Source organism: Streptomyces sp. 63XJN7_1_ISO-PGPR-S23-121 (genome assembly GCF_056173025.1).
Map to the genome: position 1 here is coordinate 5,599,932 of NZ_CM149653.1, position 25,775 is coordinate 5,625,706.

The 25,775-nt window shown below is 72.5% G+C and carries 23 protein-coding genes, 1 tRNA gene and 1 pseudogene; 13 read left to right on the forward strand and 12 right to left on the reverse strand.

Annotation, left to right across the window (positions count from 1 at the left end):
• The first annotated feature begins 108 nt into the window (after positions 1-108).
• The 5 genes from AC0VYN_RS24930 to AC0VYN_RS24950 all read left to right on the forward strand — a co-directional run bounded on the left by AC0VYN_RS24930 (position 109) and on the right by AC0VYN_RS24950 (position 6,546).
• Positions 109-882 carry an IclR family transcriptional regulator gene (locus AC0VYN_RS24930; protein WP_385459666.1) on the forward strand — a complete coding sequence of 258 codons (774 nt, stop codon included), beginning with the start codon at positions 109-111 and terminating at the stop codon, positions 880-882.
• 339 nt (positions 883-1,221) lie between these two features.
• The gene (locus tag AC0VYN_RS24935; RefSeq protein ID WP_385459668.1) at positions 1,222-2,016 is read left to right on the forward strand and encodes an MIP/aquaporin family protein; all 795 of its coding nucleotides are present in this window, start codon (positions 1,222-1,224) and stop codon (positions 2,014-2,016) included.
• Positions 2,017-2,100: 84 nt separating this feature from the next.
• The gene (glpK, locus tag AC0VYN_RS24940; protein WP_385459670.1) at positions 2,101-3,639 is read left to right on the forward strand and encodes a glycerol kinase GlpK; all 1,539 of its coding nucleotides are present in this window, start codon (positions 2,101-2,103) and stop codon (positions 3,637-3,639) included.
• Positions 3,640-3,647: 8 nt separating this feature from the next.
• Entirely contained in the window at positions 3,648-5,264 is a 1,617-nt protein-coding gene (locus AC0VYN_RS24945) for a glycerol-3-phosphate dehydrogenase/oxidase (protein ID WP_475532769.1), read from the forward strand.
• Positions 5,265-5,562: 298 nt separating this feature from the next.
• Entirely contained in the window at positions 5,563-6,546 is a 984-nt protein-coding gene (locus AC0VYN_RS24950; protein ID WP_475532770.1) for a PAC2 family protein, read from the forward strand.
• Positions 6,547-6,605: 59 nt separating this feature from the next.
• Here AC0VYN_RS24950 and mshC read toward each other — a convergent pair whose 3' ends face one another.
• From mshC to AC0VYN_RS24970, 4 genes are all read right to left on the reverse strand, one after another.
• Entirely contained in the window at positions 6,606-7,835 is a 1,230-nt protein-coding gene (gene mshC, locus AC0VYN_RS24955) for a cysteine--1-D-myo-inosityl 2-amino-2-deoxy-alpha-D-glucopyranoside ligase (RefSeq protein ID WP_475532771.1), read from the reverse strand.
• A gap of 103 nt (positions 7,836-7,938) precedes the next feature.
• Positions 7,939-8,769, reverse strand: a complete 831-nt coding sequence (locus AC0VYN_RS24960) for an SCO1664 family protein (RefSeq protein ID WP_475532772.1) — start codon at positions 8,767-8,769, stop codon at positions 7,939-7,941.
• Positions 8,733-9,323: a DUF3090 domain-containing protein gene (locus AC0VYN_RS24965; protein ID WP_475532773.1), complete on the reverse strand. Its 591-nt coding sequence runs from the start codon at positions 9,321-9,323 to the stop codon at positions 8,733-8,735. Before AC0VYN_RS24965 ends, AC0VYN_RS24960 begins: the two co-directional genes overlap by 37 nt.
• Before the next feature lie 84 nt (positions 9,324-9,407).
• Positions 9,408-10,094, reverse strand: coding sequence for a histidine phosphatase family protein (locus AC0VYN_RS24970; protein ID WP_451686915.1), 687 nt, complete (start codon positions 10,092-10,094; stop codon positions 9,408-9,410).
• A 63-nt stretch (positions 10,095-10,157) separates the two neighbouring features.
• Between AC0VYN_RS24970 and corA the strand changes: the two genes are divergently transcribed.
• Positions 10,158-11,153: a magnesium/cobalt transporter CorA gene (corA, locus tag AC0VYN_RS24975; RefSeq protein ID WP_385472817.1), complete on the forward strand. Its 996-nt coding sequence runs from the start codon at positions 10,158-10,160 to the stop codon at positions 11,151-11,153.
• Positions 11,154-11,195: 42 nt separating this feature from the next.
• On the opposite strand, the pseudogene AC0VYN_RS24980 reads toward corA, so the two are convergent.
• Together AC0VYN_RS24980 and AC0VYN_RS24985 are read right to left on the reverse strand one after the other, a co-directional pair.
• Positions 11,196-11,983: pseudogene (locus AC0VYN_RS24980) on the reverse strand (ferritin-like domain-containing protein).
• 244 nt (positions 11,984-12,227) lie between these two features.
• Complete coding sequence (locus tag AC0VYN_RS24985) at positions 12,228-13,283, reverse strand: LLM class F420-dependent oxidoreductase (protein ID WP_386925509.1); 1,056 nt, start codon at positions 13,281-13,283, stop codon at positions 12,228-12,230.
• A gap of 110 nt (positions 13,284-13,393) precedes the next feature.
• Here AC0VYN_RS24985 and AC0VYN_RS24990 point away from each other — a divergent pair, with 110 nt between their 5' ends.
• Together AC0VYN_RS24990 and AC0VYN_RS24995 are read left to right on the forward strand one after the other, a co-directional pair.
• Positions 13,394-14,380, forward strand: coding sequence for an aldo/keto reductase (locus AC0VYN_RS24990; protein WP_385472810.1), 987 nt, complete (start codon positions 13,394-13,396; stop codon positions 14,378-14,380).
• A complete protein-coding gene (locus AC0VYN_RS24995) occupies positions 14,377-16,674 on the forward strand; it encodes a helix-hairpin-helix domain-containing protein (RefSeq protein WP_475532774.1) in 2,298 nt (765 codons plus the stop codon). Before AC0VYN_RS24990 ends, AC0VYN_RS24995 begins: the two co-directional genes overlap by 4 nt.
• A gap of 90 nt (positions 16,675-16,764) precedes the next feature.
• Here the strand turns inward: AC0VYN_RS24995 and AC0VYN_RS25000 are convergent, their stop codons facing one another.
• Complete coding sequence (locus AC0VYN_RS25000; RefSeq protein WP_475532775.1) at positions 16,765-17,496, reverse strand: hypothetical protein; 732 nt, start codon at positions 17,494-17,496, stop codon at positions 16,765-16,767.
• Positions 17,497-17,543: 47 nt separating this feature from the next.
• On the opposite strand from AC0VYN_RS25000, the gene AC0VYN_RS25005 reads away from it, so the two are divergent.
• Positions 17,544-17,732, forward strand: coding sequence for a DUF5703 family protein (locus AC0VYN_RS25005; protein WP_161163089.1), 189 nt, complete (start codon positions 17,544-17,546; stop codon positions 17,730-17,732).
• Positions 17,733-17,815: 83 nt separating this feature from the next.
• On the opposite strand, the gene AC0VYN_RS25010 is transcribed toward AC0VYN_RS25005, so the two are convergent.
• The 3 genes from AC0VYN_RS25010 to AC0VYN_RS25020 form a co-directional block, all read right to left on the reverse strand.
• The gene (locus AC0VYN_RS25010; protein WP_475532776.1) at positions 17,816-18,616 is read right to left on the reverse strand and encodes a chaplin family protein; all 801 of its coding nucleotides are present in this window, start codon (positions 18,614-18,616) and stop codon (positions 17,816-17,818) included.
• Positions 18,617-18,781: 165 nt separating this feature from the next.
• A complete protein-coding gene (chpH, locus tag AC0VYN_RS25015) occupies positions 18,782-19,015 on the reverse strand; it encodes a chaplin ChpH (RefSeq protein WP_385473610.1) in 234 nt (77 codons plus the stop codon).
• Positions 19,016-19,183: 168 nt separating this feature from the next.
• Positions 19,184-20,509 carry a M20/M25/M40 family metallo-hydrolase gene (locus tag AC0VYN_RS25020; RefSeq protein WP_475532777.1) on the reverse strand — a complete coding sequence of 442 codons (1,326 nt, stop codon included), beginning with the start codon at positions 20,507-20,509 and terminating at the stop codon, positions 19,184-19,186.
• Positions 20,510-20,695: 186 nt separating this feature from the next.
• On the opposite strand from AC0VYN_RS25020, the gene AC0VYN_RS25025 reads away from it, so the two are divergent.
• Positions 20,696-20,783: transfer RNA gene (locus AC0VYN_RS25025), tRNA-Leu, on the forward strand.
• A 69-nt stretch (positions 20,784-20,852) separates the two neighbouring features.
• Complete coding sequence (locus tag AC0VYN_RS25030) at positions 20,853-21,227, forward strand: YchJ family protein (RefSeq protein WP_475532778.1); 375 nt, start codon at positions 20,853-20,855, stop codon at positions 21,225-21,227.
• A 14-nt stretch (positions 21,228-21,241) separates the two neighbouring features.
• Here AC0VYN_RS25030 and AC0VYN_RS25035 read toward each other — a convergent pair whose 3' ends face one another.
• Positions 21,242-21,943 carry a FadR/GntR family transcriptional regulator gene (locus AC0VYN_RS25035; RefSeq protein WP_385472687.1) on the reverse strand — a complete coding sequence of 234 codons (702 nt, stop codon included), beginning with the start codon at positions 21,941-21,943 and terminating at the stop codon, positions 21,242-21,244.
• 137 nt (positions 21,944-22,080) lie between these two features.
• Here AC0VYN_RS25035 and AC0VYN_RS25040 point away from each other — a divergent pair, with 137 nt between their 5' ends.
• Positions 22,081-22,608 (forward strand): gluconokinase, encoded by a 528-nt coding sequence (locus AC0VYN_RS25040; RefSeq protein WP_475532779.1) that lies wholly within the window; start codon positions 22,081-22,083, stop codon positions 22,606-22,608.
• 115 nt (positions 22,609-22,723) lie between these two features.
• A complete protein-coding gene (locus AC0VYN_RS25045) occupies positions 22,724-24,121 on the forward strand; it encodes a GntP family permease (protein WP_475532780.1) in 1,398 nt (465 codons plus the stop codon).
• Positions 24,122-24,217: 96 nt separating this feature from the next.
• Here the strand turns inward: AC0VYN_RS25045 and AC0VYN_RS25050 are convergent, their stop codons facing one another.
• Positions 24,218-25,762 (reverse strand): APC family permease, encoded by a 1,545-nt coding sequence (locus tag AC0VYN_RS25050; RefSeq protein ID WP_475532781.1) that lies wholly within the window; start codon positions 25,760-25,762, stop codon positions 24,218-24,220.
• Between the last annotated feature and the right edge of the window lie 13 nt (positions 25,763-25,775).

A 25,775-nucleotide genomic window follows, 5' to 3' on the forward strand; every position in this document is an offset into this window, starting at 1 on the left:
CCGCCGACCATTAGCGGGAGGTCGGCATGGACCGGTAGTGTTCGGCATTGCCGAACGACGTCAGCGACGCCGAGGTCGGCAGTCGAAGGGGACGGAGGCAGTACGTCGATGGCACGGAACATCCAGTCGCTCGAGCGGGCGGCCGCGATGCTGCGCCTGCTCGGGGGCGGCGAGCGGCGGCTCGGCCTGTCGGACATCGCCTCGTCGCTGGGTCTGGCCAAGGGCACCGCCCACGGCATCCTGCGCACGCTCCAGCAGGAGGGCTTCGTGGAGCAGGACGAGGCCTCCGGGCGCTATCAGCTGGGCGCCGAGCTGCTGCGCCTGGGGACCACCTACCTCGACGTGCACGAGCTGCGGGCGCGCGCCCTGGTGTGGACGGACGACCTCGCCCGGTCCAGCGGCGAGAGCGTCCATCTCGGCGTCCTGCACCAGCAGGGCGTGCTGATCGTCCACCACGTCTTCCGGCCCGACGACAGCCGGCAGGTCCTGGAGATCGGGGCCATGCAGCCGCTGCACTCCACCGCCCTGGGCAAGGTGCTGTCGGCGTACGACCCGGTGGCGCACAGCGAGGCGCTGGAGGCCGAGCGCAAGGCGTTCACCGACCGGACCGTCTGCGAGCCGGACGGCTTCGAGCACATCCTCGACATCACGCGCGCGCGGGGCTACGCGGCCGACGTGGAGGAGACGTGGGAGGGCGTCGCGTCCATCGCCGCCCCCATCCACGACCGGCGCCGCATGCCGGTCGGCGCGGTCGGCATCACCGGCGCCGTGGAGCGGCTGTGCCGGTCCGACGAAGAGGGAGCGCTGCGGCCGGAGCTCATCGCGGCGGTACGGGACTGCGCCCGCGCGGTGTCGCGGGACCTGGGCGCCGGGCGGTTCTGAGGCGCGCACGCACACGAGGGGCCGGACGCCGGGCGCGTTCCGGCCCCTCGTCGTACCCGCCCGCGGACGCCTGCCGGCAGGAGCCCGGCACCCCGTCCGCGGCACCGATAGGCAGCGGCGATCAATAACGATCGTGCTTTCGATTACAGAACTCTTGACGCACCCGTGACGCCAGGCAAGACTCCCGTCCATCGGTCGGCATTGTCGAACACTTACCGGTAATGCGCGTTAGAGTGTGACAACGCCAAGGGCCGCCATCGCTCTCACACCGAGGGCGCCGGAACACCCGGAGGGACCCGGGGTTCGGCTTCCCCTGGACGAAGGACAAAGGAGTCGCGGGTGTCCAGCTCCGACATCTTCATCGGCGAGACCATCGGTACCGCCATACTCATCCTGCTCGGCGGCGGTGTCTGCGCCGCCGTGACGCTCAAGGCCTCGAAGGCCCGCAACGCCGGCTGGCTCGCCATCACCTTCGGGTGGGGCTTCGCCGTGATGACGGCGGCGTACATCTCCGGTCCGCTCTCCGGCGCGCACCTCAACCCGGCCGTGACGGTCGGCATCGCGATCAAGGACGGCGACTGGGGCAACGTCCCGACCTACCTCGCGGGCCAGCTGCTCGGAGCCATGATCGGCGCGGTCCTGGTCTGGGTCGCCTACTACGGCCAGTTCCAGGCGCACCTCACCGACCGTGAGATCGTCGGAGGCCCGGGCGCGCAGGACACGACGGCCAAGGCCGTCGAGGCGCAGGAGACCGGAGCCGGCCCCGTGCTGGGCATCTTCTCGACCGGTCCCGAGATCCGCAACGTGGTGCAGAACCTCGCCACGGAGATCATCGGCACCTTCGTCCTGCTGCTCGCCATCCTCACCCAGGGCCTCAACGACGAGGGCAACGGTCTCGGCACCCTGGGCGCCCTGGTCACCGCGTTCGTGGTGGTCTCCATCGGTCTGTCCCTCGGTGGTCCGACGGGCTACGCCATCAACCCGGTCCGCGACCTCGGCCCGCGCATCGTCCACGCGCTGCTGCCCCTGCCCAACAAGGGCGGCTCCGACTGGGGCTACGCCTGGATCCCGGTCGTCGGTCCGCTCATCGGCGGAGCGATCGCGGGAGGTGTCTACAACGTCGCGTTCGCCTGAGCGGGTATCCGCTCGGCCATCATCGAGCCGCAGCACACGCGCCGTAGCACCGGCCGTCCCACCACGGAATCCCAGGAGCACACAGTGACCGACGCCCACACCGCAGGCCCCTTCATCGCCGCCATCGACCAGGGCACCACCTCCTCCCGCTGCATCGTCTTCGACCGCGACGGACGCATCGTCGCCGTCGACCAGAAGGAGCACGAGCAGATCTTCCCCAAGCCGGGATGGGTCGAGCACGACGCCACCGAGATCTGGACCAACGTCGAGGAGGTCGTCGCCGGGGCGGTCGAGAAGGCCGGCGTCACCCGTGACGACATCAAGGCCATCGGCATCACCAACCAGCGCGAGACGACGCTGGTCTGGGACAAGAACACCGGCGAGCCCGTCCACAACGCCATCGTCTGGCAGGACACCCGCACCGACGCGCTGTGCCGGGAACTCGGCCGCAACGTCGGCCAGGACCGCTTCCGCCGCGAGACCGGCCTCCCCCTCGCCTCGTACTTCGCCGGCCCCAAGGCCCGCTGGCTGCTCGACAACGTCGACGGCCTGCGCGAGCGCGCCGAGGCGGGCGACCTGCTCTTCGGTACCATGGACACCTGGGTCATCTGGAACCTGACCGGTGGCGTGAACGGCGGCCGGCACGTCACCGACGTCACCAACGCCTCCCGCACCATGCTCATGAACCTGCACACCATGGAGTGGGACCCGCGGATCTGCGAGTCCATCGGTGTGCCGCTGCAGATGCTCCCCGAGATCCGCTCCTCCGCCGAGGTCTACGGCGAGATCAAGGGCGGCAGGCTCGGCGACCTGCTCGGCGGCATCCCCGTCGCCTCTGCGCTCGGCGACCAGCAGGCGGCCCTGTTCGGCCAGACCTGCTTCTCCGAGGGCGAGACGAAGTCGACGTACGGCACCGGCACCTTCATGGTGATGAACACCGGTGACAAGATCATCAACTCCTACTCGGGCCTGCTGACCACGGTCGGCTACAAGATCGGCGACCAGGACACGGTCTACGCCCTGGAGGGCTCGATCGCCGTCACCGGTTCGCTGGTGCAGTGGATGCGCGACCAGATGGGCCTGATCTCCACCGCCGCCGAGATCGAGACCCTGGCCCTGTCGGTCGAGGACAACGGCGGCGCCTACTTCGTGCCGGCCTTCTCGGGCCTGTTCGCCCCGTACTGGCGCTCCGACGCCCGCGGTGTGATCGCCGGCCTGACCCGGTACGTCACCAAGGCGCACCTCGCGCGCGCCGTCCTGGAGGCGACCGCCTGGCAGACCCGCGAGATCGCCGACGCCATGACGAAGGACTCCGGTGTCGAGCTGTCGGCCCTCAAGGTCGACGGCGGCATGACCTCCAACAACCTGCTGATGCAGACCCTCGCCGACTTCGTGGACGCCCCCGTGGTGCGCCCGATGGTCGCCGAGACCACCTGTCTCGGCGCCGCCTACGCCGCCGGCCTCGCCGTCGGCTTCTGGAACAGCACCGACGACCTGCGCGCCAACTGGCGACGGGCCGCCGAGTGGACCCCCCGCATGGACGCGGAGACCCGCGACCGTGAGTACAAGAGCTGGCTCAAGGCCGTCGAGCGGACCATGGGCTGGCTCGAGGACGAGGAGTAAGAACCGCAATGACCACTCAGTCCACCCTGCAGTCCGTGCCTGCCCTGGGGACCCGCCCGGCCTCCGGCTCCAACCCGAGCCGCGCCGAGACCCGGGAGCAGCTCTCCAAGGCGTCGTACGACCTTCTCGTGATCGGCGGCGGCATCCTCGGCATCTCCACCGCCTGGCACGCCGCGCAGTCCGGCCTCAGGGTGGCCGTGGTCGACGCCGGTGACTTCGCCGGTGCCACCTCCTCCGCCTCCTCCAAGCTGCTCCACGGCGGACTGCGCTACCTGCAGACCGGCGCGGTGAAGCTGGTGGCGGAGAACCACTTCGAGCGCCGTGCGGTCTCCCGCCAGGTGGCCCCCCACCTGGCGAACCCGCTCACCTTCTACCTCCCCGTGTACAAGGGCGGGCCGCACGGCGCGGCGAAGCTCGGTGCCGGTGTCTTCGCGTACTCGGCGCTCTCCGCCTTCGGCGACGGCGTCGGGCACCTGCTCTCCCCGGCCAAGGCCGCGCAGGACGTGCCGGAGCTGCGCACCGACAACCTCAAGGCCGTGGCCGTGTACGGCGACGACCAGATGAACGACGCCCGCATGGCGCTGATGACCGTGCGCGCGGCGGTCGACTCGGGCGCCGTCGTCCTCAACCACGCCGAGGTCACCGGCCTGCGGTTCACCAAGGGCCGGGTCACCGGCGCCGAGCTGAAGGACCGGCTCTCGGGCGACGAGTTCGGGGTGAACGCCCGCCTGGTGCTCAACGCCACCGGCCCCTGGGTCGACCACCTTCGCCGGATGGAGGACCCGAACGCGGCGCCGTCCATCCGCCTGTCCAAGGGCGCGCACCTGGTGCTCAAGCGCACCGCGCCCTGGAAGGCGGCGCTCGCCACCCCGATCGACAAGTACCGGATCACCTTCGCCCTCCCCTGGGAGGACATGCTGCTGCTCGGCACCACGGACGAGGAGTACGAGGGCGACCCGGGGGAGGTCGCGGTCAACGACGGGGACATAGCCCAGATCCTCGACGAGGCCGCGTTCTCCATCCGCGACCAGCAGCTCGACCGGGACCTGATCACGTACTCGTTCGCGGGTCTGCGCGTGCTGCCGGGCGGTCCGGGCGACACGGCGAAGGCCAAGCGCGAGACGGTCGTCACCGAGGGCCGGGGCGGCATGCTGTCCGTCGCCGGCGGCAAGTGGACCACCTTCCGGCACATCGGCCGCACGGTGATGAAGAAGCTGGAGGCGCTGCCGGGCCACCCGCTCGGCGACGACTTCGAGCCGATCGCCTCGCTGCCGAAGAAGCTGCCGCTGCCCGGCGTCGCCAACCCGCGCGCGGTCGCCCACCGGCTGCTGGTGGACCACCCGGCGCCCGGCCCGCGGATGGCGGCGGACACCGCCCGGCACCTGGCCACCCACTACGGTTCGCTGGCCTTCGACATCGCCCGGCTCGCCAACGAGAGCCCGGAGCTGGCCGAGCGGGTCCACCCCGACGCCCCGGAGATCTGGGCGCAGGTCGTGTGGGCGCGCGACCACGAGTGGGCCGAGACGCAGGACGACGTGCTGCGCCGCCGGACGACGCTGACCATCCGCGGCCTGGCCACGGACGAGGTCCGCGCGAAGGTCCAGGACCTGCTCGACGAGAAGTAGGGCTGCCGGAGGGAGATCCGACGGCCGGACGGCCCTGCGCGACGGAAGGGGCGCCTCCCCGCACGGAGGCGCCCCTTCCGCATCACGTGGGGCGCTGCCCGGACCCGCCGGCCGCGAACGGCTCCCGCCGGGGCCGGGCGAGTCGTCCGAGGCCGGGGCCGCGCGCCCGACGGGGTGTCCGGGGGCCGTCGACGGGGCAGTGATCCGTTCACTCCCCCGTGCAAGGGGGCTGCGGGCGGCCCCTCGGCACGCCGTAAGGTTGGGGGGTACGCGAGGGCACGTCGGAAGGAGGCGCTGGGTGATCGAGCTCGAGGGGGTTCCCGAGCTGATCGACCCGGTCATGGTGGCCGCGTTCGAGGGCTGGAACGATGCCGGTGACGCCGCCTCCGCCGCGGTCGCGCACCTGGACAAGGAGTGGAAGGGCGAGGTCTTCGCGGCGCTGGACGCCGAGGACTACTACGACTTCCAGGTGAACCGCCCCACGGTGTTCATGGACGGCGGTGTCCGCAAGATCACATGGCCGACGACCCGGCTCTCCGTGGTCCGCGTCGGCGGCGACAAACCGCGCGATCTCGTCCTCGTCCGCGGCATCGAGCCGTCCATGCGCTGGCGCTCGTTCTGCAACGAACTGCTCGGCTTCGCCCACGAGCTGGGCGTGGAGCTGGTGGTCGTGCTGGGTGCCCTGCTGGGCGACACCCCGCACACCCGTCCGGTGCCGATCAGCGGGACCACGTCGGACGCCGACCTGGCCCGCCGCATGGACCTGGAGGAGACCAAGTACGAGGGCCCCACGGGCATCGTCGGCATCCTCCAGGAGGCGTGCACGCACGCCGGTGTGCCGGCCGTGTCGCTGTGGGCGGCCGTGCCGCACTACGTGTCGCAGCCGCCCAACCCGAAGGCCACGCTGGCCCTGCTGAACCGGCTGGAGGACCTGATCGACGTGCGCATCCCGCTGGGCGAGCTGCCCGAGGACGCGCGCGCCTGGCAGGTCGGCGTGGACCAGCTGGCCGCGGAGGACAGCGAGGTCGCGGAGTACGTCCAGTCGCTGGAGGAGGCCCGGGACACCGCGGAGCTGCCTGAGGCCTCGGGCGAGGCGATCGCCCGCGAGTTCGAGCGGTACCTGCGGCGCAGGGACGGCGGCTCCGGGCCGGGCGGGCACGCCACGGCGGACGGCGGTGAGGGCCCGCCCGGGACGCCGTACCTGCGGGACAATCCGAGCGGCCGCACGCACCCGCCGAAGCCGCCGAAGGCGGGCGGGGACGACGAGGCGTCGGAGGACTAGCGAAGAACTGGAGAGGGGGCGCTTCCCGGCGGGAAGCGCCCCCTCTTGTGTGCGGGTGCCTACAGTGCGACGCCGAGCAGGGCGTCGACGGCGCGGGAGACGACGCCGGGCGCGCCGGTGTCCGTGCCGCCGGTCTCCTGCTGGCGGGCCGCCCAGCGGTCGACGGCGTCCAGCGCGGCCGGGGAGTCCAGGTCGTTCGCGAGGGCCTCGCGGATCTCCTCGACGAGCGCCTCGGCGGGCGGGCCGTCGGGCCGCGACACGGCGGCGCGCCACCGGTCCAGCCGGGCGACGGCGTCCGTCAGCACCTGGTCGGTCCACTCCCAGTCGGAGCGGTAGTGGTGGGCGAGCAGCGTGAGCCGGATGGCGGCCGGGTCGACGCCGTCGCGGCGCAACTGGGAGACGAAGACCAGGTTGCCCTTGGACTTGGACATCTTCTCGCCGTCGAGGGCGACCATGCCGGCGTGGACGTACGCCTTGGCCATGGGGAACTCGCCGGTGAGCACCTGGGCGTGCGAGGCGCCCATCTCGTGGTGCGGGAAGGCGAGGTCGGAGCCGCCGCCCTGGACGTCGAAGCCCATGCCGAGGTGGTCGAGGGCGATCGCCACGCACTCGATGTGCCAGCCGGGGCGTCCGCGGCCGAGGGAGCCGCCGTCCCAGCTGGGCTCGCCCTCGCGGGCGGCCATCCACAGCATCGGGTCGAGCGGGTTCTTCTTGCCCGGACGGTCCGGGTCGCCGCCCCGCTCGGCGGACAGCAGCCGCATGGCGGCCGCGTCGAGGTGGGAGACGCCGCCGAAGTGGGGGTCGGACTCGACGGAGAAGTAGACGTCCCCCTCGAGCTCGTAGGCGGCGCCGGCGTCGCGCAGCCGCTCGACGAGCGGCACGATGCCGGGTATGGCCTCCACGGCGCCTATGTAGTGCCGGGGCGGGAGCATGCGCAGTGCGGTCATGTCCTCGCGGAAGAGGGCGGTCTCCTTCTCGGCGAGGGCGGTCCAGTCGACGCCGTCCCGCTCGGCCCGCTCCAGGAGGGGGTCGTCGACGTCGGTGACGTTCTGGACGTAGTGAACCTGCCGCTTGGTGTCGAGCCACACGCGCTGCACGAGGTCGAACGCGTTGTAGGTCGCCGCGTGTCCCATGTGGGTGGCGTCGTACGGCGTGATGCCGCAGACGTAGATACGGGCGACGGGACCGGGGTCGAGGGTGACCGGACCGCCGGTCGCGGTGTCGTGGATCCTCAGGTCGCGGCCCTGACCAGGCAGGGCGGGGACCTCGGAAGCGGGCCAGGCATGCATGTCATGAGCCTAACCGGACGGCTGTACCGTCCACGAACCGGACCGGACCGGATGGCCGGTAAGGCGCTCTTGCGCGATACCGGCCGCTGTGCAAATGCCCCGTCTACACCGGCGGCCAGGGGATGGCCGGCCACTCCCCGCTCGGTTCCGGGTGCTTCCCGGACTCCAGAAGCGCATCCACACGCGCGCGGGTGGCGTCGAGTTCGGCGGGGGTGATCAGTTCGCCGAGGCGGACGGCCAGCGGCCCGCCGTCCCCGAGGGCCTCCCGCAGGGCGCCGAGCGCCGCCAGGGCCTCCGCGGTCAGCGGGTCGCCCGCCCAGCCCCACAGGAGCGTCCGCAGCTTGTTCTCGGCGTGGAAGGTCACCCCGTGGTCGATGCCGTAGAGCCGCTCCCCGGCCGCGGGCAGCAGGTGGCCGCCCTTGCGGTCGGCGTTGTTGACGACGGCGTCCAGGACGGCGAGCCGGCGCAGCCGCTCGTCGTCGGCGTGCACGAGCAGCGCCGTGCGGCCCTCGCCGACCTCGGCGAACGCGACGGCCTTCCAGCCGGGGCCGGGCTCCTCCGCGTCCAGCAGGGCCAGCAGCTCCGACTCCGGCACCGCGTCGATCCACAGCTGGACCATGCCCTCGCCGTACGGGCCGTCGCGCAGCACGGTGGGCGGTACGAGACCCCAGCCGGTCGCCTCGGAGACCTCGTACGCGGCGACCTCGCGCTGGGCGAGCGTGCCGTCCGGGAAGTCCCACAGGGGGCGCTCCCCCGCCACGGGCTTGTAGATGCAGGCCGCCTCGCGTCCCTCGTGCGCCACCGTGCAGTACAGCGCCGCGTTGGACGCCTCACGGATTCGGCCGCGCACGGTCAGCTCGCCCCGGGCGAGCAGCTCGGCGGCCGCCGCGTCGGTGGTCACGCTCCGCGGCGGTATCCGTTCTGGCGCGGACATACGTGTCCTTCCGGGTCGAGTGGGAGGCTGCACAGCGGGCACGGCGGGCGCCCGGCGTTGACGACGTCGAGGGCGCGCTTGGCGAAGGCCCTGGCCTGCGCGCCGGTGAGGCGGACCCGGAGCATCGGAGGGCCGTTCTCCTCGTCCTGGAGGAGACGTTCCTCGGCCTCCGCCAGATCCTCCTCGGACTCGGCCTCGAGCTCGACGAGGGCCTGCGCCTCGACGATCATGCACTGGTCCTCGCCGTCCCAGGCGAGCGCCATGGTGCCGACCCGGAACTCCTCCTCGATGGGGGTGTCCAGCGGCGCCGTGTCGGTGCTCTCGGTGGGGGCGACGGCGGGTACGACGGTGCTGCCGCCGCTACGCCGTACGACCTCGTCGAGCAGCTCGTCCATGCGTTCGGCAAGCGCGGCGACCTGCGTCTTCTCCAGGGCCACACTGGTCACCCGGGGGCCGGCGATGGCCTGGAGGAAGAACGTACGGCGTCCGGGCAGCCCGACCGTGCCGGCCACGAAGCGATCCGGTTGGTCGTAGAGGAACACCTGACGGGACACGTCCTGTCTCCATGGGAAGTCGGGGGAAGCGGGAATCGGGGGGCGGGCACAGCTGCGATCGCTTCACCCTACTGCGGGCGACGATCACGGTGCGCCCGCACCACCACCGACCGGGGCGTCGCCCTCCGCGGGCTCCTCGCGCGGCGCCAGGGAGGCGAAGTCGCCGGTGTCGCCGAGGCGGACGAGGAACGGCCGCAGCCGGGTGTAGCGGATCGCGGTGACGGAGCAGGGTTCGACGGAGATGCGCTGGAAGAGGTCGAGGTGGAGGCCGAGTGCCTCCGCGACGAGGGACTTGATGATGTCGCCGTGGGAGCACATGAGGTAGACGGCGTCGGCGCCGTGGTCGCGCTCCACGCGCGCGTTCCACTCGCGGACCGCCTCGGCGGCGCGGGTCTGCATGGCGCGCATCGACTCGCCGCCGGGGAACGCTGCCGCGGAGGGGTGCGCCTGCACCACCTCCATCAGGGGCTCGTCCTTGAGTTCGGCGAGCTTGCGGCCGGACCAGTCGCCGTAGTGGCACTCCCCGATCCGTTCGTCGGTGTGCGCCCGCAGTCCGGGGCGGGCGTCGAGCAGGGGCCGGATCGTCTCCTGACAGCGCTGCAGCGGGCTGGCGACGACCTCGGCCAGCGGCAGGGCGGCGAGCCGCCCGGGCAGGGCGGCGGCCTGAGCGGCGCCGCGTTCGTCGAGGGCGACGCCGGGCGTCCAGCCGGCGAGCAGCCCCTCGGTGTTGGCGGTGGAACGTCCGTGCCTAACCAGGATCAGCGTGGGCATGCGGCCAGGGTAGGCGCACGGCATACGGTGCGAGGACGAAGGGGCGAGGGGAGACGGCGTTCGGTGATCGTGGACTGTGCCATCTACCGGGACGGGCACCGGACGGACGGGCCCGAGGACTTCTCCGACGCGCTCGGCGAGGCGCGCGGGGCGGGCGGCTTCGTGTGGGTCGGGCTGCACGAGCCGACGGAGGAGGAGTTCGACCTGGTCACCGAGGAGTTCGGGCTGCACCCGCTGGCCGTCGAGGACGCCCTGAAGGCGCACCAGCGGCCCAAGCTGGAGGTGTACGAGGACTCGCTGTTCGCCGTCCTCAAGCCGGTGGTGTACGAGCCGGAGAGCGACACCGTGTCCACCGGTGAGCTCATGCTCTTCCTGGGCGACGGGTTCGTGGTCGTCGTCCGGCACGGCGAGGGCTCTCCGCTGAAGGCCGTGCGGCAGCGTCTGGAGCACGAACCGGAACTGCTCGGCAAGGGCCCCACCTCGGTGCTGTACGCGATAGCCGACGCCGCGGTCGACCACTACCTGGACGTGGCCACCGAGCTGCAGACCGACCTGGAGGAACTGGAGGCGGAGGTCTTCTCGCCGGAGGGCGGCGGCTCGCGGCACACGGCGTCGCGCATCTACAACTTCAAGCGGCAGATCCTGGAGTTCCGCCGGGCGACGGGTCCGCTGGCGCCGCCGCTGGCCCGCCTGGCCGGGACGGGGGCGTTCGGCGCCGGGGTTCCGTTCGTGAACGACAAGGCGCGGCCGTTCTTCCGGGACGTCAACGACCACCTCACGCGGGTGAACGAGTCGGTGGAGGGTCTGGACCGGCTGGTCTCCGACATCCTGTCCGCGCACCTGGCGCAGACGAGCGTCCGCCAGAACGACGACATGCGGAAGATCTCCGCGTGGGCGGCCATGGCCGCGGTGCCCACGATGATCGCGGGGATCTACGGCATGAACTTCGACCACATGCCGGAGCTGCACTGGGTGTGGTCCTATCCGGCGGTGATCGCGCTGATGGCCGTCCTGGAGGTGCTGCTGTTCAGGCAGTTCAAGCGCCGGGGCTGGCTCTAGACGACACCCCCCGGGGGCCGGGCCGGGCGGGCGAGGGGCGCGTCAGGCGAGCTCGGGGGCCGCGGTCGCGGGTCCGCCGAGGGCGTCGCGCCGCTCGGTGCCCGCAGGGTCACCATCCGGCGCCAGCCGGCCAGCCGCTCGTAGGCGTACACCGCGTGGATGCCCGCCGCGAGCAGCGCCGACCTCGCCCGCGACCAGCCGAGCAGCCGTCCCATGCGGGCCATCACCGCGAGGCTGACGTCCCGGTGGACGCGGATCTCGGCGTGCGCGCAGTCGCGCAGCGTCCGCTGGATGTAGCGGCCGTGTCCGGCGGCGGCGTAGCGCAGCAGTTCCTCGTGCGAGTAGGCGAGGTGGTTGTCCTCGTCGGCCGAGATCATGCGCACGGCCCGCCCCAGGTCGGGGTGGTCCCCGAAGTGCTTCAGGAGCATCGCCATCTGCTCGGCCGCGCGCTGCTCGGTGACCCTGCTGTGCGCGAGGTAGGTGATGACGTCCCGCACGGTCAGGGGCCGGTCGGCCCTGAGCTTGTCGTGGGCGAGGCCGATGCCGTGGCGCTCCAGGAGCATGGTGTAGTCGGTCTCGGGGGGCACGTCGACGGGTTCGAGGCCGCGCTTCCTCAGCAGGGCGCCGAAGATCCGCCCGTGCTTGTCCTCGTCCGCGCCGTGCCGCGTGATCTTGGGGGCGAGGGCGCGCTCGCTCTCCGGTACCAGCGCCGCGATGCGCGCGTTCTCCCAGCCGCCCTGCGACTCGCCGCCGGCGGCGATGGAGCAGAAGAGCCGGAACGACTCGTCGTTGTCGAGGATCTCCTGGAACAGGCTCTTGGCCGAAAGCATCGCTGACACCTCTCCGCATCCCGCAGGGCTGCGCGTCGTCCGCGGTCTCCGCAGAAGACGAGTCAAGTGCGCGGCGCGGGACACGGCAACAGGTGCGAGGGGGAAGTGCGCCGAACGAAGGAGGGCGTGCCCTCGCCAGGGCGTAACCCCGCACGCGCGGACGCGTTGTTCCGCGTGACGGCCGTGGCGGGGAGGACCCCCGAGCCCCCACCACGGCCGCGGAACTTCGGCGACGCGCCCCGCGTCAGGCGAGCCCGGCGCGCTCCAGGGCCTCGGTGCCGGCGCGGAGCGCGGCGATCCGCTCGTCCAGGGTGAAGCCCGCGGGGGCGAGGGTCAGCGTGGTGACACCGGCGGCGGCGTAGGCCTTCATGCGGTCCGCGATCCGGTCGACGCTGCCGAGCAGCGTCGTCCGGTCGATCAGGTCGTGCGGTACGGCCGCGGCGGCGCCCTGCTTGTCGCCGGCCAGGTACTTGTCCTGGATCTCGGCGGCCTCGCGCTCGTACCCCATGCGCTGGGCGAGCTGGTTGTAGAAGTTCTGCTTGCGGCTGCCCATGCCGCCCACGTAGAGCGCGGTGTAGGGCCGGAAGGTGTCGGCGAGCGCGCTGACGTCCTTGTCGTCGCCGAGGGCGAGCGGCAGGGTCGGGACGACGTCGAAGCCCTCGAGGGTCTTCCCGGCCTTCTCGCGCCCGGCGCGCAGATGCCCGATCGCGGTCTCCTCCAGGTGGTCGGCGGAGGGGAAGATCAGCAGGGCGCCGTCGGCGATCTCACCGGTCTGCTCAAGGTTCTTCGGGCCGATCGCGGCGATGTACAGCGGAATGTGCTCGCGCTTCGGGTGCACGGTCAGCTTGATCGGCTTGCCGGGGCCGCCGGGCAGCGGCAGCGTCCAGTGCTGCCCCTCGTACGACAGCCGCTCGCGGGTCATGGCCCGGCGCACGATCTCGACGTACTCGCGGGTGCGGGCGAGCGGCTTGTCGAACTTCACGCCGTACCAGCCCTCGGAGACCTGCGGCCCGGAGACGCCGAGGCCGAGGCGGAACCGGCCGCCCGAGAGGGAGTCGAGGGTGGCGGCCGTCATCGCGGTCATGGCCGGCTGACGGGCGGGGATCTGGAAGATGGCCGAGCCGACGTCGATGCGCTCGGTCTGGGCGGCCACCCAGGTGAGCACCGTCGCGGCGTCCGAGCCGTAGGCCTCGGCGGCCCAGCACACGGCGTAGCCGAGCCGGTCCGCCTCCTGGGCGACGGCCAGGTTGTCCGCGTCCATTCCGGCACCCCAGTAGCCGAGGTTGATCCCGAGCTGCATGGCCGATTCCCCTTACCGATCAGTAACGTCTGGTGCCCCGACCCTAGCGCGTGAATTCGGTTGTCCACAGGCCCCCACGGCGCGGGCCGTGGCCAGTAATCTCGGCGTTCATGGAGCAGAGGCATCTGGGTCGCACCGGCCTGCGTGTGTCCCGCATCGGTCTGGGCACCCTGACCTGGGGCAGGAGCACCGACGAGCACGACGCGGCGGACCTCCTGAAGACCTTCTGGGAAGCGGGCGGGACCCTCGTCGACACCGCGGACGTGTACGGCGACGGGGAGGCCGAGTACCTCCTCGGCCGGCTCATGGAGGGCCTGGTGCCGCGCCGGGACCTGGTGATCTCCACCAAGGCGGGCAGCGTTCCGGATCCCGAACGCCGCTCCGACGGCTCGCGCGGCCATCTGCTCTCCGCGCTGGACGCCTCCCTGGCCCGGCTGGGCACGGACCACGTCGACGTGTGGCACCTGCACGCCTTCGACCCGCACACGCCGCTGGAGGAGACGCTGCACGCCCTGGACGTGGCGGTCGGCAGCGGCCGCGCCCGCTACGCCGGGGTCTCGAACTTCTGCGGCTGGCAGCTCGCCAAGGCCGCGACCTGGCAGCTGGCGGCGCCGGGCGTGCGCAGCAGGCTGGCGAGCACGCAGATGGAGTACTCGCTGCTGCAGCGCGGCGTCGAGCGCGAGGTGCTGCCGGCCGCCCTGGACCTGGGCATCGGTCTGCTGCCCTCCTCGCCGCTGGGCCGGGGGGTCCTCACGGGCAAGTACCGCAAGGACGCGACGCCGCCGGACTCGCGGGGCGCCTCGGACCAGCTGGCCCCGTTCGTCGAGCCCTACCTCGACGAGGCGGCCGGTCACATCGTGGACGCGGTGGCGACGGCGGCGGACGGGCTGGCGGTGACCCCGCTCCAGGTCGCCCTCGCCTGGGTGCGGGACCGGCCCGGGGTGGTCGCCCCGATCATCGGCCCGCGCAACGCGCGGCAGCTCACGGCGGCGCTGTCAGTGGAGACCCTTAGTCTTCCTGACGAGATCTGCCGGGCGCTCGACGACGTGTCGGCGCCCGTGCACCGCTATCCCGATCACGAGTGGAGCACGCTGTGAGCACGTCGCCCGAACCCGCCGAGGACACCGCGGAGGCCGTGGACGCCGAGCCGGGAACGCCGGGCGCCGCGCAGGAGGCCGCACCGGACGACGCCGCCGGCGCGGAGACTCCCGAGGGCCCGCGGGCCACGGAGCCCGAGGATGCCGCGGCCGGGGCGGGCGACGGCGGGGAGGCGCCGCCGACCGGTGACGGCGCCGCGGCCCAGGTGTCCGAGGCGGAGGCCGAGCTGGCCGCCCAGCGACTCGAGCGGGAGCGGATCGAGCGGCGGAAGGCGGAGAAGCAGCAGCCGATCGACAGCGGCGCCAAGCTCAGCGGCACGGCGGCCGAGCTGCTCGCCGCCGTGCGCGCCGTGGAGAGCGGCGAGAAGCCGGACGCGACGGTCTTCGACGAGTCCCGTCCCGCGCCCCGCCGCGCCGCCCCCGAGCCGGTACGACGCCCGCAGCCGGCACCGGCCGAGCCGGTGACCGTGCCCGCGGGGCCCGCGCCGGAGACCGTCCAGGCCGTGCGGCGCGTCCTGGCCGAGGGCGGCGCCCCGGAGACGCTCGCGCCGCGGACCGCCGCGCTCCTCGGTGAGGCGGCGGAGGAGTCGCTGCGCGCGGACCCCTGGCAGCTGCTGCGGGTCACCGCGGTCCGGCCGGAGCAGGCCGACGGGTTCGCCCGGGCACTGCTCGGCGCGGAGTGCCGCCCGGACGACGAGCGGCGGGGGCGTGCGGTCACCGTCTGGCTGCTGGAACAGGCGGCCCTGACCGGTCACACTGCTTTGGAACTGCCCCGGCTCACGACCGCGCTGGCCCAGCGTGGCGTTCCCGATCCGGACGCCGCCGTCCAGAGCACGCTGGCCGAGGGCGAGGCCCTGGCCTTCCAGGACGCCCTGGAGGAGACCGGCCCCCAGGCCGGCCCCCGCCCGGACGACGGGCCCGCGGACGCGGAGGGGGCGGACGGGGCCGGGGAACGGCCGGTCCGCGTCCTGGTCGGTCTGGAGCGGTACGCGCTGGCGGAGGAGAGTCTCGCCGACGGCCTCGCCCGGCTGGTCAACTCGGTGCCGAAGCAGGACGGTGCGGCGGACGACTGGGAGCGGGCGGCCGCGGCCGCGCAGGGTTCCGCCGCGGACCTGATCCGGGCGGTCGCGGGCCACGGGCTGGTCCTGCACACCGGCGGAGAGGCGTCCCTGGCCGAGCCGGCGGCGCTGCTGGGGGCCGCGCACGGGCTCGGGCTGCGCGCCTGGGCCGCCGCGCACGGCCCGCTCGGCCGCGACCGCTTCGCCGCGCTCGTGGGCGACCGGCGGACGGCGCCCCGGCCCGGCTCCCCCACGCCGGACGGACCGGCCCCGGACGGCACGCGGGTGGTCACCGTCGCCGGGCTGCTGGCCGGGACCGAGGGGCCCGGGCGGGACGCGGACGGCGCGCTGGACCTGGACCTGCTCGTCGTGCTCGACGCGCCGCAGGTGGACGTCGAGACGGGCGCCCTGCTGGCGGAGTCGCTGCCCGACGGGGCGCGGCTGGTGCTGGCCGGCGACCCGGGCGTGCTGTGGTCCGTGGGGCCGGGGAGGGTCTTCGCGGATCTGCTGGCGGCGCGGATCTGCCCCCAGGTCGCCTCCCGGCGTCCGGACCCGGGTCCGCTGGGCGAGCTGGTCTCCGGCATCGGCATCGGTGAGCTGAGCCAGGTGGAGGCGCCCGGCAAGGAGGTCGTGATCGTGCCGGTGCGGGACGCGGGCGAGGCCGTGCACCGCACCGTGCAGCTCGTGGCGGACTCGGTGCCGCGCGCGATCGGCGTCCCCGCCGAGGAGACGCTGGTGATCACGCCGGGCCACGGCGGCGCCGCGGGCACGCGGGCGCTCAACGCGGCGCTGAAGGAACGGCTGAACCCGGGCCCCGGCCGCTTCGGCGGATTCGACCCCGGGGACCGTGTCGTCCACTCCCCCGTGCCGGGCCGTACGCTGCCGGGCCGCGTGGTGAAGGCCGACGCCGACGGGCTGCACCTGTCCTGCGGGGGCGAGGCCGTCGTCGTCCCGAAGGAGCGGCTGGAGGGGACCGTGCGGCACGGGTGGGCGCTGACCGCGCACCAGGCGGCCGGCGGCCGGTGGCCCGCGGTGGTCGTGGTGCTGCCCGGAGACGCCGCGCAGGCGCTCAGCCGCCCGTGGGTCTACACGGCGTTCGGCCGGGCGGCCCGTCATCTGTCCGTGGTGCACGGTGTGGACCAGGCGCTGCCCCGTGCCGTCGCCGAGGTGCCGGCCAAGCCGCGCACGACACGGCTGCCGGCGCTGCTGGCCCCGCAGGTTCCGGTGAGCGGCTGAGCCGCCGGGCGCGGCCGGCGGCGGCACGCGCGACGGCGGCGGTCCACGGGGACCTCCTCCCGTGAACCGCCGCCGTGCGAGGTGTGCCGCTCAGCGGTCCGCCCGCGGCCCCTCCGGCGCGCCGTCCTCTTCGTCCTCTTCCCCGTCCGGTTCGTCGTCGAGGTCCGTCTCGGGGTCTTCCTCCAGCGCCGGTACGTCGTCGTCATCGTCGTCGTCGAATTCGTCGTCGAAGACCGCGCTGACGTCGAAGCGGCAGACCACGCGCTGGGAGTCGACCTGGTCGAACGGCGCCTCGAGCCACTCTCCGGGCTCGGCGCTTTCGTCCGCGGCGGTCACCCAGAGCGTGGAGTCGCCCTCCTCGAGGCCGAACTCCTTGTGCCGGGAGGCGATCTCGTCAGCCTCGAACTCGCCGAACAGGATGCCGAGCGCCCCGTGGACCGTGCCGGCGACGTCCGCGCCCACGGCCGCCTCGTCGTCGGCCGCCTCGATCCGCCGCGCCTGCGCCATCAGCCGCTGCGGCTCCGCCACCGCGTAGTCGCGGCGGATCAGCACGCTCAGCGCGTTCGGTTCCTCGGGACCCGTGTACGGCAGTGTGTCGTCCGCGCCGGGGATCTCGAACGGGGTCACCTCGTCGTAGCGGTCGTAGAGCAACTCGTCGTAGGCCTCCGCGGCCGCGGCCAGCTCGTTGAACGCCTGGTAGACGGCCGGGTCCTCCTCCCCCGACCTGCGTTCGACCGAGGCCAGGTGGCGGTCGAGCGCGGTCTTGACCGCCTCGGCGGCGGCGCGTACCTCGGCAGCGGTGGGCTGCGCAGCATCAGACATAGTGCAGACGCTATCCGTACCGGGCCCCAGCCCGCACAATAGATGCGATGCCGGAATACGAATTTGTCGACGTGTACGTGCCACGCGGGGTCTCCCGCAAGGAGACGACACGTCTGCTGACCGACCACGCCGAGTACGGACACTGGGAGTTGTACCGCCTGAGCCTGCTGCGCGACGGCAGTCGCAAGGTGCGGCTGCGGCGACGGATCATCCGCCAGGTGCGCGCCACCTGGTAAGCACGGCGACGCCCGGGCGACCGGGCGCCGGTGACACGACAACGGGAGCGGGCCCCGCCGAGGCGGGGCCCGCTCCGTGTGCGTCAGGCCGCGGCGCGGGCCCTGCGGTAGAGCACCGTGCCCGCGAGCAGCGCACCCGCGCCCACCGGCAGGGCGAGCCCCAGCGGCAGGTCGCTGCCGGTCTCGGCGAGCTGCGCGTCACCACCGGGCGGGGTGACGTCCTGGGCGCCCGGCTGGTTGACGTGCGAGGAGCCGCCCGGCGTCTTGTCACCCGGGGCGCCGGGGGCACCGGGCTCGCCCGGGGTGCCGGGGTTACCAGGGTTGCCGGGCTCACCCGGATTGCCGGGGTTACCGGGCTCACCCGGATTGCCGGGGTTACCGGGCTCACCCGGGTTACCAGGGTTGCCGGGCTCACCCGGGTTACCGGGGTTGCCCGGCTCACCCGGCGGGGTGGTGTGGGATCCGCCACCCCCGTTGACACAGTGGTTGCCCTTGGCCGGGTTGAGGACACCGACGACATTCACGCTGTTGCCGCAGACGTTCACCGGCACGTGCACCGGCACCTGCACGGTGTTGTCGGAGCCGACCCCGGGCGAGCCGGTGGCGCGTCCGCCGGCGTGCGCACCGTCGTGGCCGCCACCGCCCCCGTTGGCGCACACGTTGCCCACCGCCGGGTTGAGGACGCCGATGACGTCGACCGTGTTGCCGCAGACGTTGACCGGCACGTGCACGGGCGCCTGCACCGTGTTGCCGGACAGCACGCCGGGCGAATTCGACGTCGCTCCTTGTGCCCCCGAGTCGGCGTGGGCGACGCCGCCCACCGCGGCGAGCACACCGGTGGCGGCCGCCATCGTCATCAGGCCCTTGCGGGTGACCTGTCGCATTTCCGAAATCCCTGCCTTGCCTAGTCCCACAGCGCCGGGAATTCCGTCGTTTCCGACGCCGACGCACGCTGATGTTCCTTTTCCCGGAAGTCCGTCGGCCCCGGAGCCGCATGGCGCGCGCTCCGGGGCCGACGGGCTCGGTCCCTCATGGGGCGGGACGCAACGTCACTTGTTGATGCAGACGTTGCCGAAGGTGGGGTTCAGCAGGCCGATCACGGAGATCGTGTTGCCGCAGACGTTCACCGGGACGTGCACGGGAACCTGGATGACATTGCCGGAAACGACGCCCGCGGAGTGCGCGGCGACACCCTGAGCACCCGAGTCGGCGGCGGCCAGACCCGCGCCCGCGAGAACCAGACCACCGGTGGCAGCCGCAACGGCGACGATCTTCTTCAGCATTATTCCTCCTGGTTGGCAAAGGCGATCCGGTATTGCCGATCGCATTACCTGTAACGAGGAAGGAGTAATGAGGCTACGAGCTTATGAGCGCATTCACCCCTCCCGGTGGCCTCCCGCACGCACGGTCGAATACCGGTGAAGGGTGGAGCGCCGTCCCGGCGAACCGCTTCAGGACGCGTCGAGGAACCGGTCGAGCACCCGCACGCCGAACCGCAGGCCGTCCACCGGCACGCGCTCGTCGACGCCGTGGAACATGCCCGCGAAGTCGAGCTCCGGCGGCAGCTTGAGGGGCGCGAAGCCGAAGCCGCGGATGCCGAGGTCGTCGAAGGACTTGGCGTCGGTGCCGCCGGAGAGCATGTACGGGATCGCCTTGGCGGCCGGGTCCTCCGCCACCAGCGCGGACTGCATCGCGTCCACGAGGGCTCCGTCGAACGTGGTCTCGACGGCCTTGTCGGAGTGGACGTCCTCGCGCCGCACCTTCGGTCCGAGGATCCGGTCGAGGTCGGCGAGGAACTCCTCCTCGTGCCCGGGCAGGAACCGTCCGTCGACGTGCGCGGTCGCCTCGCCCGGGATGACGTTGACCTTGTAGCCCGCACCCAGCTGGGTGGGGTTGGCGGTGTTGCTCAGGGTCGCGCCGATGAGCTTGGCGATGCCGCCGAGCCTGGCGAGGGTGCCCTCCATGTTCTCCGGGTCGAGCTCGGTCCCGAGGGCGTCGCCCAGTTCGTCGAGGAACGCCCGGGTCGTCTTCGTGACGCGGACGGGGAACGTGTGCCGGCCGAGGCGCGCGACGGCCTCCGAGAGCTCGGTGATGGCGTTGTCGCGGTGGATCATCGACCCGTGCCCCGCGGTGCCGGCCACGGTCAGCTTCATCCAGTGCATGCCCTTCTCGGCCGTCTGGATCAGGTACAGCCGGCGCTGCTCGCTGACGGTGAAGGAGAAGCCGCCGACCTCGCTGATCGCCTCGGTGACGCCCTCGAAGAGGTGCGGGTGGTGGTCGACCAGGTGACGGGCGCCGTACGTGCCGCCGGCCTCCTCGTCGGCGAGGAACGCCAGGACGACGTCCCGGGGCGGCTTGCGCCCGCTGCGCATCCGGTCGCGGACGACCGCGAGGGTCATCGCGTCCATGTCCTTCATGTCGACCGCGCCGCGTCCCCACACGCACCCGTCGGCGACCTCGCCGGAGAAGGGATGGTGGGTCCAGTCGTCCGCGTTGGCCGGTACGACGTCGGTGTGGCCGTGGATGAGCAGCGCGGGCCGCGACGGGTCCTCGCCCTCGATCCGGGCCACCGTGGAGGCGCGTCCCGGGTGGGACTCGAAGATCTGGGGCTCCAGTCCCACCTCGGCGAGCTTCTCGGCGACGTACTCGGCCGCCTTGCGCTCGCCGGGGCCCGAGTGGTCGCCGTAGTTGCTGGTGTCGATCCGGATCAGCTCGCGGCAGAGGTCCACGACCTCGTCCTCACCGGTGACGCTCCTGGCCGTGTCCGACTCGCTCACGTGCTTCCTCCCGCTGTCACTGCTGGTGGGTCCCCCTCATCCTCCCCCTCCGGCCGTCCGGGCCCAAGACGGGACCCGGCCCGTCACACGCCGTTCACGCCGGAACGGGGGGTGATCGGACACCTCCGAAAGCCTGGTAATGTTTACGTCGTCGCCACGGGGAACACCCCGCGCGGCAGACACCTTGTCCGGGTGGCGGAATGGCAGACGCGCTAGCTTGAGGTGCTAGTGCCCTTTATCGGGCGTGGGGGTTCAAGTCCCCCCTCGGACACCAGAAAGACCCCTGCTGAGCAGGGGTCTTCTGCTTTTCCGGGAGGGCGCCCGAGCGGGCACAATGGCCGCCATGACCACGCGTTCCTGCCCGTGCGGGCTGCCCGAGGCGTACGAGAAGTGCTGCGGCCGTTTCCATGCCGGGGCGGCGTCCGCGCCGAGTGCCGAGGCGCTGATGCGTTCGCGGTACAGCGCCTTCGTGGTGGGCGACGCGGGATACCTGCTGCGGACGTGGCATCCGCGGACCCGGCCGGCGCGTCTCGACCTGGACCCGGGGACGCGGTGGACCGGGCTGGAGATCCTGGACACGACCGACGGGTCCGCGTTCCACTCCAGTGGCACGGTCATCTTCCGCGCCTCCTACCGCGGCGGCTCACTGCACGAGCGGAGCCGGTTCGAGCGGGTCGACGGGGCGTGGGTGTACGTCGACGGGGAGTTCCTCGCCTGACCCGCCCGGTCCCGCTACGGCGCCAGGATGTCCAGTTCCTCGAGCGCGCCCACGGTGATCTCGCGGGTCAGCCGCTCGGCGCGCTCGGCGTCCCGCGCGCGGACGGCCTCGGCGACCTGGACGTGCAGGGTGACGGCGGCCGGGTCGGGGTCCTCGAACATCACGTCGTGGTGCGTGCGTCCGGCCAGGACCTCGGCCACGACACCGCCGAGCCTGGCGAACATCTCGTTGCCGGACGCGGTGAGGACCACGCGGTGGAAGGCCACGTCGTGGAAGAGGTACCCCTCCAGCTTGTGGCCGCGTGAGTTCGCCACCATGCCGAGCGCGCACTCCGTCAGCTCCGCGCACTGCTCCGGGGTGGCGTGCCGGGCGGCCAGTCCCGCGGCGACCGGCTCGATCGCCGAGCGCAGCACGGTCAGCGAGCGCAGCTGGCGCGGCCGGTCGGCGCCGGCCAGGCGCCAGCGGATGACCTGCGGATCGTAGACGTTCCACTCGCACTCGGGCAGGACGGTCACGCCCACGCGGCGGCGCGACTCGACCAGGTGCATGGACTCCAGCACGCGGACGGCCTCGCGCATCACGGAGCGCGACACCTCGAAGCGCTGTGCCAGCTCGTCGGTGCGCAGGACGCTGCCCGCCGGGTATTCGCCCGCGGTGATCGCGGGGCCGAGGGTGTCCAGTACGCGGCCGTGCAGCCCCCGGCCCGGTGTGCTCATGCACTCAGCGTACGGGGCAGATCACCCGAACAAAAAGTCAGACTTATACGTCACAGACTCTTGAATTTGTCGTACCTAATGGGTTTCAGTTGCGTCGACATCACGTGTCGACGAAGACAGCAGACAGCGAGAGTGCGATGCAGCAACTGCACACCCCCCATGTCGTCGTGGTCATGGGCGTAGCGGGCACCGGGAAGACGACCATCGGCCCCCTGCTCGCGGCCCGGCTCGGCGTGCCCTACGCCGAGGGCGACGACTTCCACCCGCCGGCCAACATCGCCAAGATGACGGCCGGGACCCCGCTCACCGACGAGGACCGTTGGCCCTGGCTCGACGCCATCGGCGGCTGGGCGCACGGGCGGGCCGGGCTCGGCGGGGTGGTGAGCAGTTCGGCACTGAAGCGGTCGTACCGCGACCGGCTGAGGGACGCCGCTCCCGGTGTCGTCTTCGTCCACCTCACGGGCAGCCGCGAGCTGATCGAGGACCGGATGTCGCACCGTGCCGGGCACTTCATGCCGACGGCCCTGCTCGACTCCCAGTTCGCCACGCTCCAGCCGCTGGAGCCGGACGAGGCGGGGGCCGCGGTGGACGTCGCCGGCAGCCCCGAGGAGATCACCGAACGGGCGGCCGACGCCCTGAAGGCCCTCCCCCAGCCGGCTCCGTGACCCGGCGGCCCGGCAGCGGGCCGCTTCCCCCCACGACCTCCCCCGGGGCCGTGCCGCCGCAGGTGCGCACGGCCCCGCCCTCCCCCTGAATCCCCATCACCGCAAGGGAACCACCGTGACCAGACTCAGCGTCGAGATGCTGGCAGCGGACACCGTCGAGCCGATCACCTCGGCCGGCCATGCCCAGCTGGGCATCGCCGTGCTGTTGGGCATCGCCGTCATCGTCCTGCTCATCACCAAGTTCAAGTTGCACGCCTTCCTGTCCCTGACCATCGGGACGCTGGCGCTCGGCGCGTTCGCCGGGGCTCCGCTGGACAAGGTGATAGCCAGCTTCACCACCGGCCTCGGCTCGACGGTCGCGGGCGTCGGCGTCCTGATCGCCCTCGGCGCGATCCTCGGCAAGATGCTCGCCGACTCCGGCGGCGCCGACCAGATCGTGGACACCATCCTCGCCAAGGCGAGCGTCCGGTCGATGCCGTGGGCGATGGTGCTGATCGCCTCCGTCGTCGGGCTGCCGCTGTTCTTCGAGGTCGGCATCGTGCTGCTGATCCCGGTCGTCCTGATGGTCGCCAAGCGCGGCAACTACTCCCTGATGCGCATCGGCATCCCGGCGCTGGCCGGTCTGTCCGTGATGCACGGCCTGGTCCCGCCGCACCCCGGCCCGCTGGTCGCGATCGACGCGGTCGGTGCCAACCTGGGCGTGACCCTGGCGCTCGGTGTCCTGATCGCGATCCCGACGGTGGTCATCGCCGGCCCGGTGTTCTCGAGGTACGCGGCCCGCTGGGTGGACGTCCCCGCCCCCGACCGCATGATCCCGCAGCGCGCCTCCGAGACGCTGGACAAGCGCCCGAGCTTCGGCGCCACCCTCGTCACGATCCTGCTGCCCGTCGTGATGATGCTGGCCAAGGCCCTGGTCGACATCGTCGTCGACGACCCCGACCACCTGGTGCAGCGCGTCTTCGACGTCGTCGGTTCGCCGCTGATCGCCCTGCTCACCGCCGTGATCGTGGGCATCTTCACGCTGCTGCGGCCCGCCGGGTTCGCCAAGGACCGGGTCTCGGGCCTGGTGGAGAAGGGACTCGCGCCCATCGCGGGCATCCTGCTGATCGTCGGCGCGGGCGGCGGCTTCAAGCAGACGCTGATCGACTCCGGCGTGGGCCAGATGATCCTGGAGATCTCCAAGGACTGGTCGATCCCGGCGCTGCTGCTGGCCTGGCTGATCGCGGTGGCGATCCGGCTGGCGACCGGTTCGGCGACGGTGGCGACCGTCTCGGCGGCCGGCCTGGTGGCGCCGCTGGCGGCCGACATGTCGACGACCCACGCGGCCCTGCTGGTCCTGGCCATCGGTGCCGGTTCGCTGTTCTTCAGCCACGTCAACGACGCCGGCTTCTGGCTGGTGAAGGAGTACTTCGGCCTGAACGTCGGCCAGACCATCAAGACCTGGTCCGTCATGGAGACGATCATCTCGGTGGTCGCGGGCGGTCTGGTCCTGCTCCTGTCCCTGATCATCTAGGGGTACGAAGGCCGCGCCCCGCCCGGCCACGACGACGGCGCCCGTTCCCGGTCCACCGGGGCGGGCGCCGTCGTCGTGCCGTGCGGGGCGCGCGGCTCAGGACAGCGTGTCGGCCGCCTTCTCGAGCTGGAACGCCTCGTTGCCCAGGCCGATGCGGGCGTGCCGCTCGGGGGCGCGGGCGCGCAGGACCAGGCCCTGCGCGAGGCCGCCGGCCGCGGCGAGGCCGATGATGCCGGGCAGGGCCCAGCTCAGGGCCGAGCCGGGGCCGGCGCCGACGAGGACGTCGAAGTCCTTCACCGTGTACCCGGCGATCACCAGCAGGGCGAGGCCCGCGACGGCCGAGGTCACGAGGCGCACGCCCTGTGCCCCGGCGGCGCCGCGCCGCACGAAGAAGGCGACCACGGAGAACGAGGCCGCGGCCATCAGCACGATCACCCCGAGGGCGCCGATGTTGCCGCCCCAGGTGAACAGGTGCAGGACCGGCTCGGTCGGATCCCCGGCCGGCTTGTCGTCGGCGATCGCGAAGCCGACGACCACGACGGCGGACACGGCGGTCTGGAGCAGCGAGCCGGTGCCGGGCGCGCCGCTGCTGCCGCTGGTGCGTCCGAAGGCGGCGGGCAGCAGCCCTTCCCGGCCCATGGCGAAGGCGTACCGGGCGACGACGTTGTGGAAGCTGAGCAGGGCCGCGAACATGCCGGTCACGAAGAGCACGTGCAGGACGTCGGTGAAGGTGCCGCCGAGCCGGGACTCGGTGAGGAAGAAGAGCAGCCCCGCGCTCTGCTCCTGCGCGGTGCCGACGATTTCGTCGGGGCCGGTGGCGACGGTCAGGGCCCAGCTGCTGAGCGCGAAGAAGACGGCGACGCCGCCGACGGCGAGGAACATCACGCGCGGCACCAGGACGTGCGGCCGGCTGGTCTCCTCGGCGTACACGGGTGCCTGCTCGAAGCCGAGGAAGGCGGCGATGCAGAAGCAGAGCGCGGTCCCGACGCCGGCCCCGGTCAGAGTGTCCGGGTCGAACGCGTGCAGCGACAGGCCCTGGGCGCCCGGGTCGGCGACGGCGGCGATGTCGAAGACCACGACGAGCACGACCTCGATGAGCAGCAGCACGCCCAGTACCCGCGCGTTGACGTCGATCTTCAGCCAGCCCAGGGTGCCGACCGCGAGCACGGCCAGCAGCGCCGGGATCCACCAGGCGACCTCGAGGTCGGCGTAGGTGGCGAGGAGGCCGGAGACCTCGAAGCCGAAGATGCCGTAGATGCCGACCTGGAGAGCGTTGTAGGCGACCAGCGCGACCAGGGCGGCGCCCGCGCCGGCGGTGCCGCCGAGGCCGCGGGAGATGTACGCGTAGAAGGCGCCCGCGTTGTGGACGTGGCGGCTCATCTCGGCGTAGCCGACGCTGAACAGGATCAGCACCACGCCCAGGATCACGAAGAGCAGCGGCTGCCCGACGATGCCCATCACCGCGAACGTGGTGGGCATGACCCCGGCGACCACCATGAGCGGGGCGGTGGCGGCGAGGACGGACAGGAGCAGGCCCCCGGTGCCCAGCCGGTCCGCGCGCAGCGCCCGCTCCTGCCCCTTGAAGGTGCTGATGCCGCCGTCGCTCGTTGGTCTGCTCGTGCGTGAACTGCCCGTGGTCATGGGGACCGTCCTC

What these genes read in the sequence shown, in the direction of transcription:
- AC0VYN_RS24930 (WP_385459666.1), top strand. Translation starts at nt 109, where the DNA reads ATGGCACGGAACATCCAGTCGCTCGAGCGGGCGGCCGCGATGCTGCGC.
- AC0VYN_RS24945 (WP_475532769.1), top strand. Translation starts at nt 3,648, where the DNA reads ATGACCACTCAGTCCACCCTGCAGTCCGTGCCTGCCCTGGGGACCCGC.
- mshC (WP_475532771.1), bottom strand. Translation starts at nt 7,835, where the DNA reads ATGCATGCCTGGCCCGCTTCCGAGGTCCCCGCCCTGCCTGGTCAGGGC.
- AC0VYN_RS24960 (WP_475532772.1), bottom strand. Translation starts at nt 8,769, where the DNA reads ATGTCCGCGCCAGAACGGATACCGCCGCGGAGCGTGACCACCGACGCG.
- AC0VYN_RS24970 (WP_451686915.1), bottom strand. Translation starts at nt 10,094, where the DNA reads ATGCCCACGCTGATCCTGGTTAGGCACGGACGTTCCACCGCCAACACC.
- AC0VYN_RS24985 (WP_386925509.1), bottom strand. Translation starts at nt 13,283, where the DNA reads ATGCAGCTCGGGATCAACCTCGGCTACTGGGGTGCCGGAATGGACGCG.
- AC0VYN_RS24990 (WP_385472810.1), top strand. Translation starts at nt 13,394, where the DNA reads ATGGAGCAGAGGCATCTGGGTCGCACCGGCCTGCGTGTGTCCCGCATC.
- AC0VYN_RS25000 (WP_475532775.1), bottom strand. Translation starts at nt 17,496, where the DNA reads ATGTCTGATGCTGCGCAGCCCACCGCTGCCGAGGTACGCGCCGCCGCC.
- AC0VYN_RS25005 (WP_161163089.1), top strand. Translation starts at nt 17,544, where the DNA reads ATGCCGGAATACGAATTTGTCGACGTGTACGTGCCACGCGGGGTCTCC.
- AC0VYN_RS25010 (WP_475532776.1), bottom strand. Translation starts at nt 18,616, where the DNA reads ATGCGACAGGTCACCCGCAAGGGCCTGATGACGATGGCGGCCGCCACC.
- chpH (WP_385473610.1), bottom strand. Translation starts at nt 19,015, where the DNA reads ATGCTGAAGAAGATCGTCGCCGTTGCGGCTGCCACCGGTGGTCTGGTT.
- AC0VYN_RS25030 (WP_475532778.1), top strand. Translation starts at nt 20,853, where the DNA reads ATGACCACGCGTTCCTGCCCGTGCGGGCTGCCCGAGGCGTACGAGAAG.
- AC0VYN_RS25035 (WP_385472687.1), bottom strand. Translation starts at nt 21,943, where the DNA reads ATGAGCACACCGGGCCGGGGGCTGCACGGCCGCGTACTGGACACCCTC.
- AC0VYN_RS25040 (WP_475532779.1), top strand. Translation starts at nt 22,081, where the DNA reads ATGCAGCAACTGCACACCCCCCATGTCGTCGTGGTCATGGGCGTAGCG.
- AC0VYN_RS25050 (WP_475532781.1), bottom strand. Translation starts at nt 25,762, where the DNA reads ATGACCACGGGCAGTTCACGCACGAGCAGACCAACGAGCGACGGCGGC.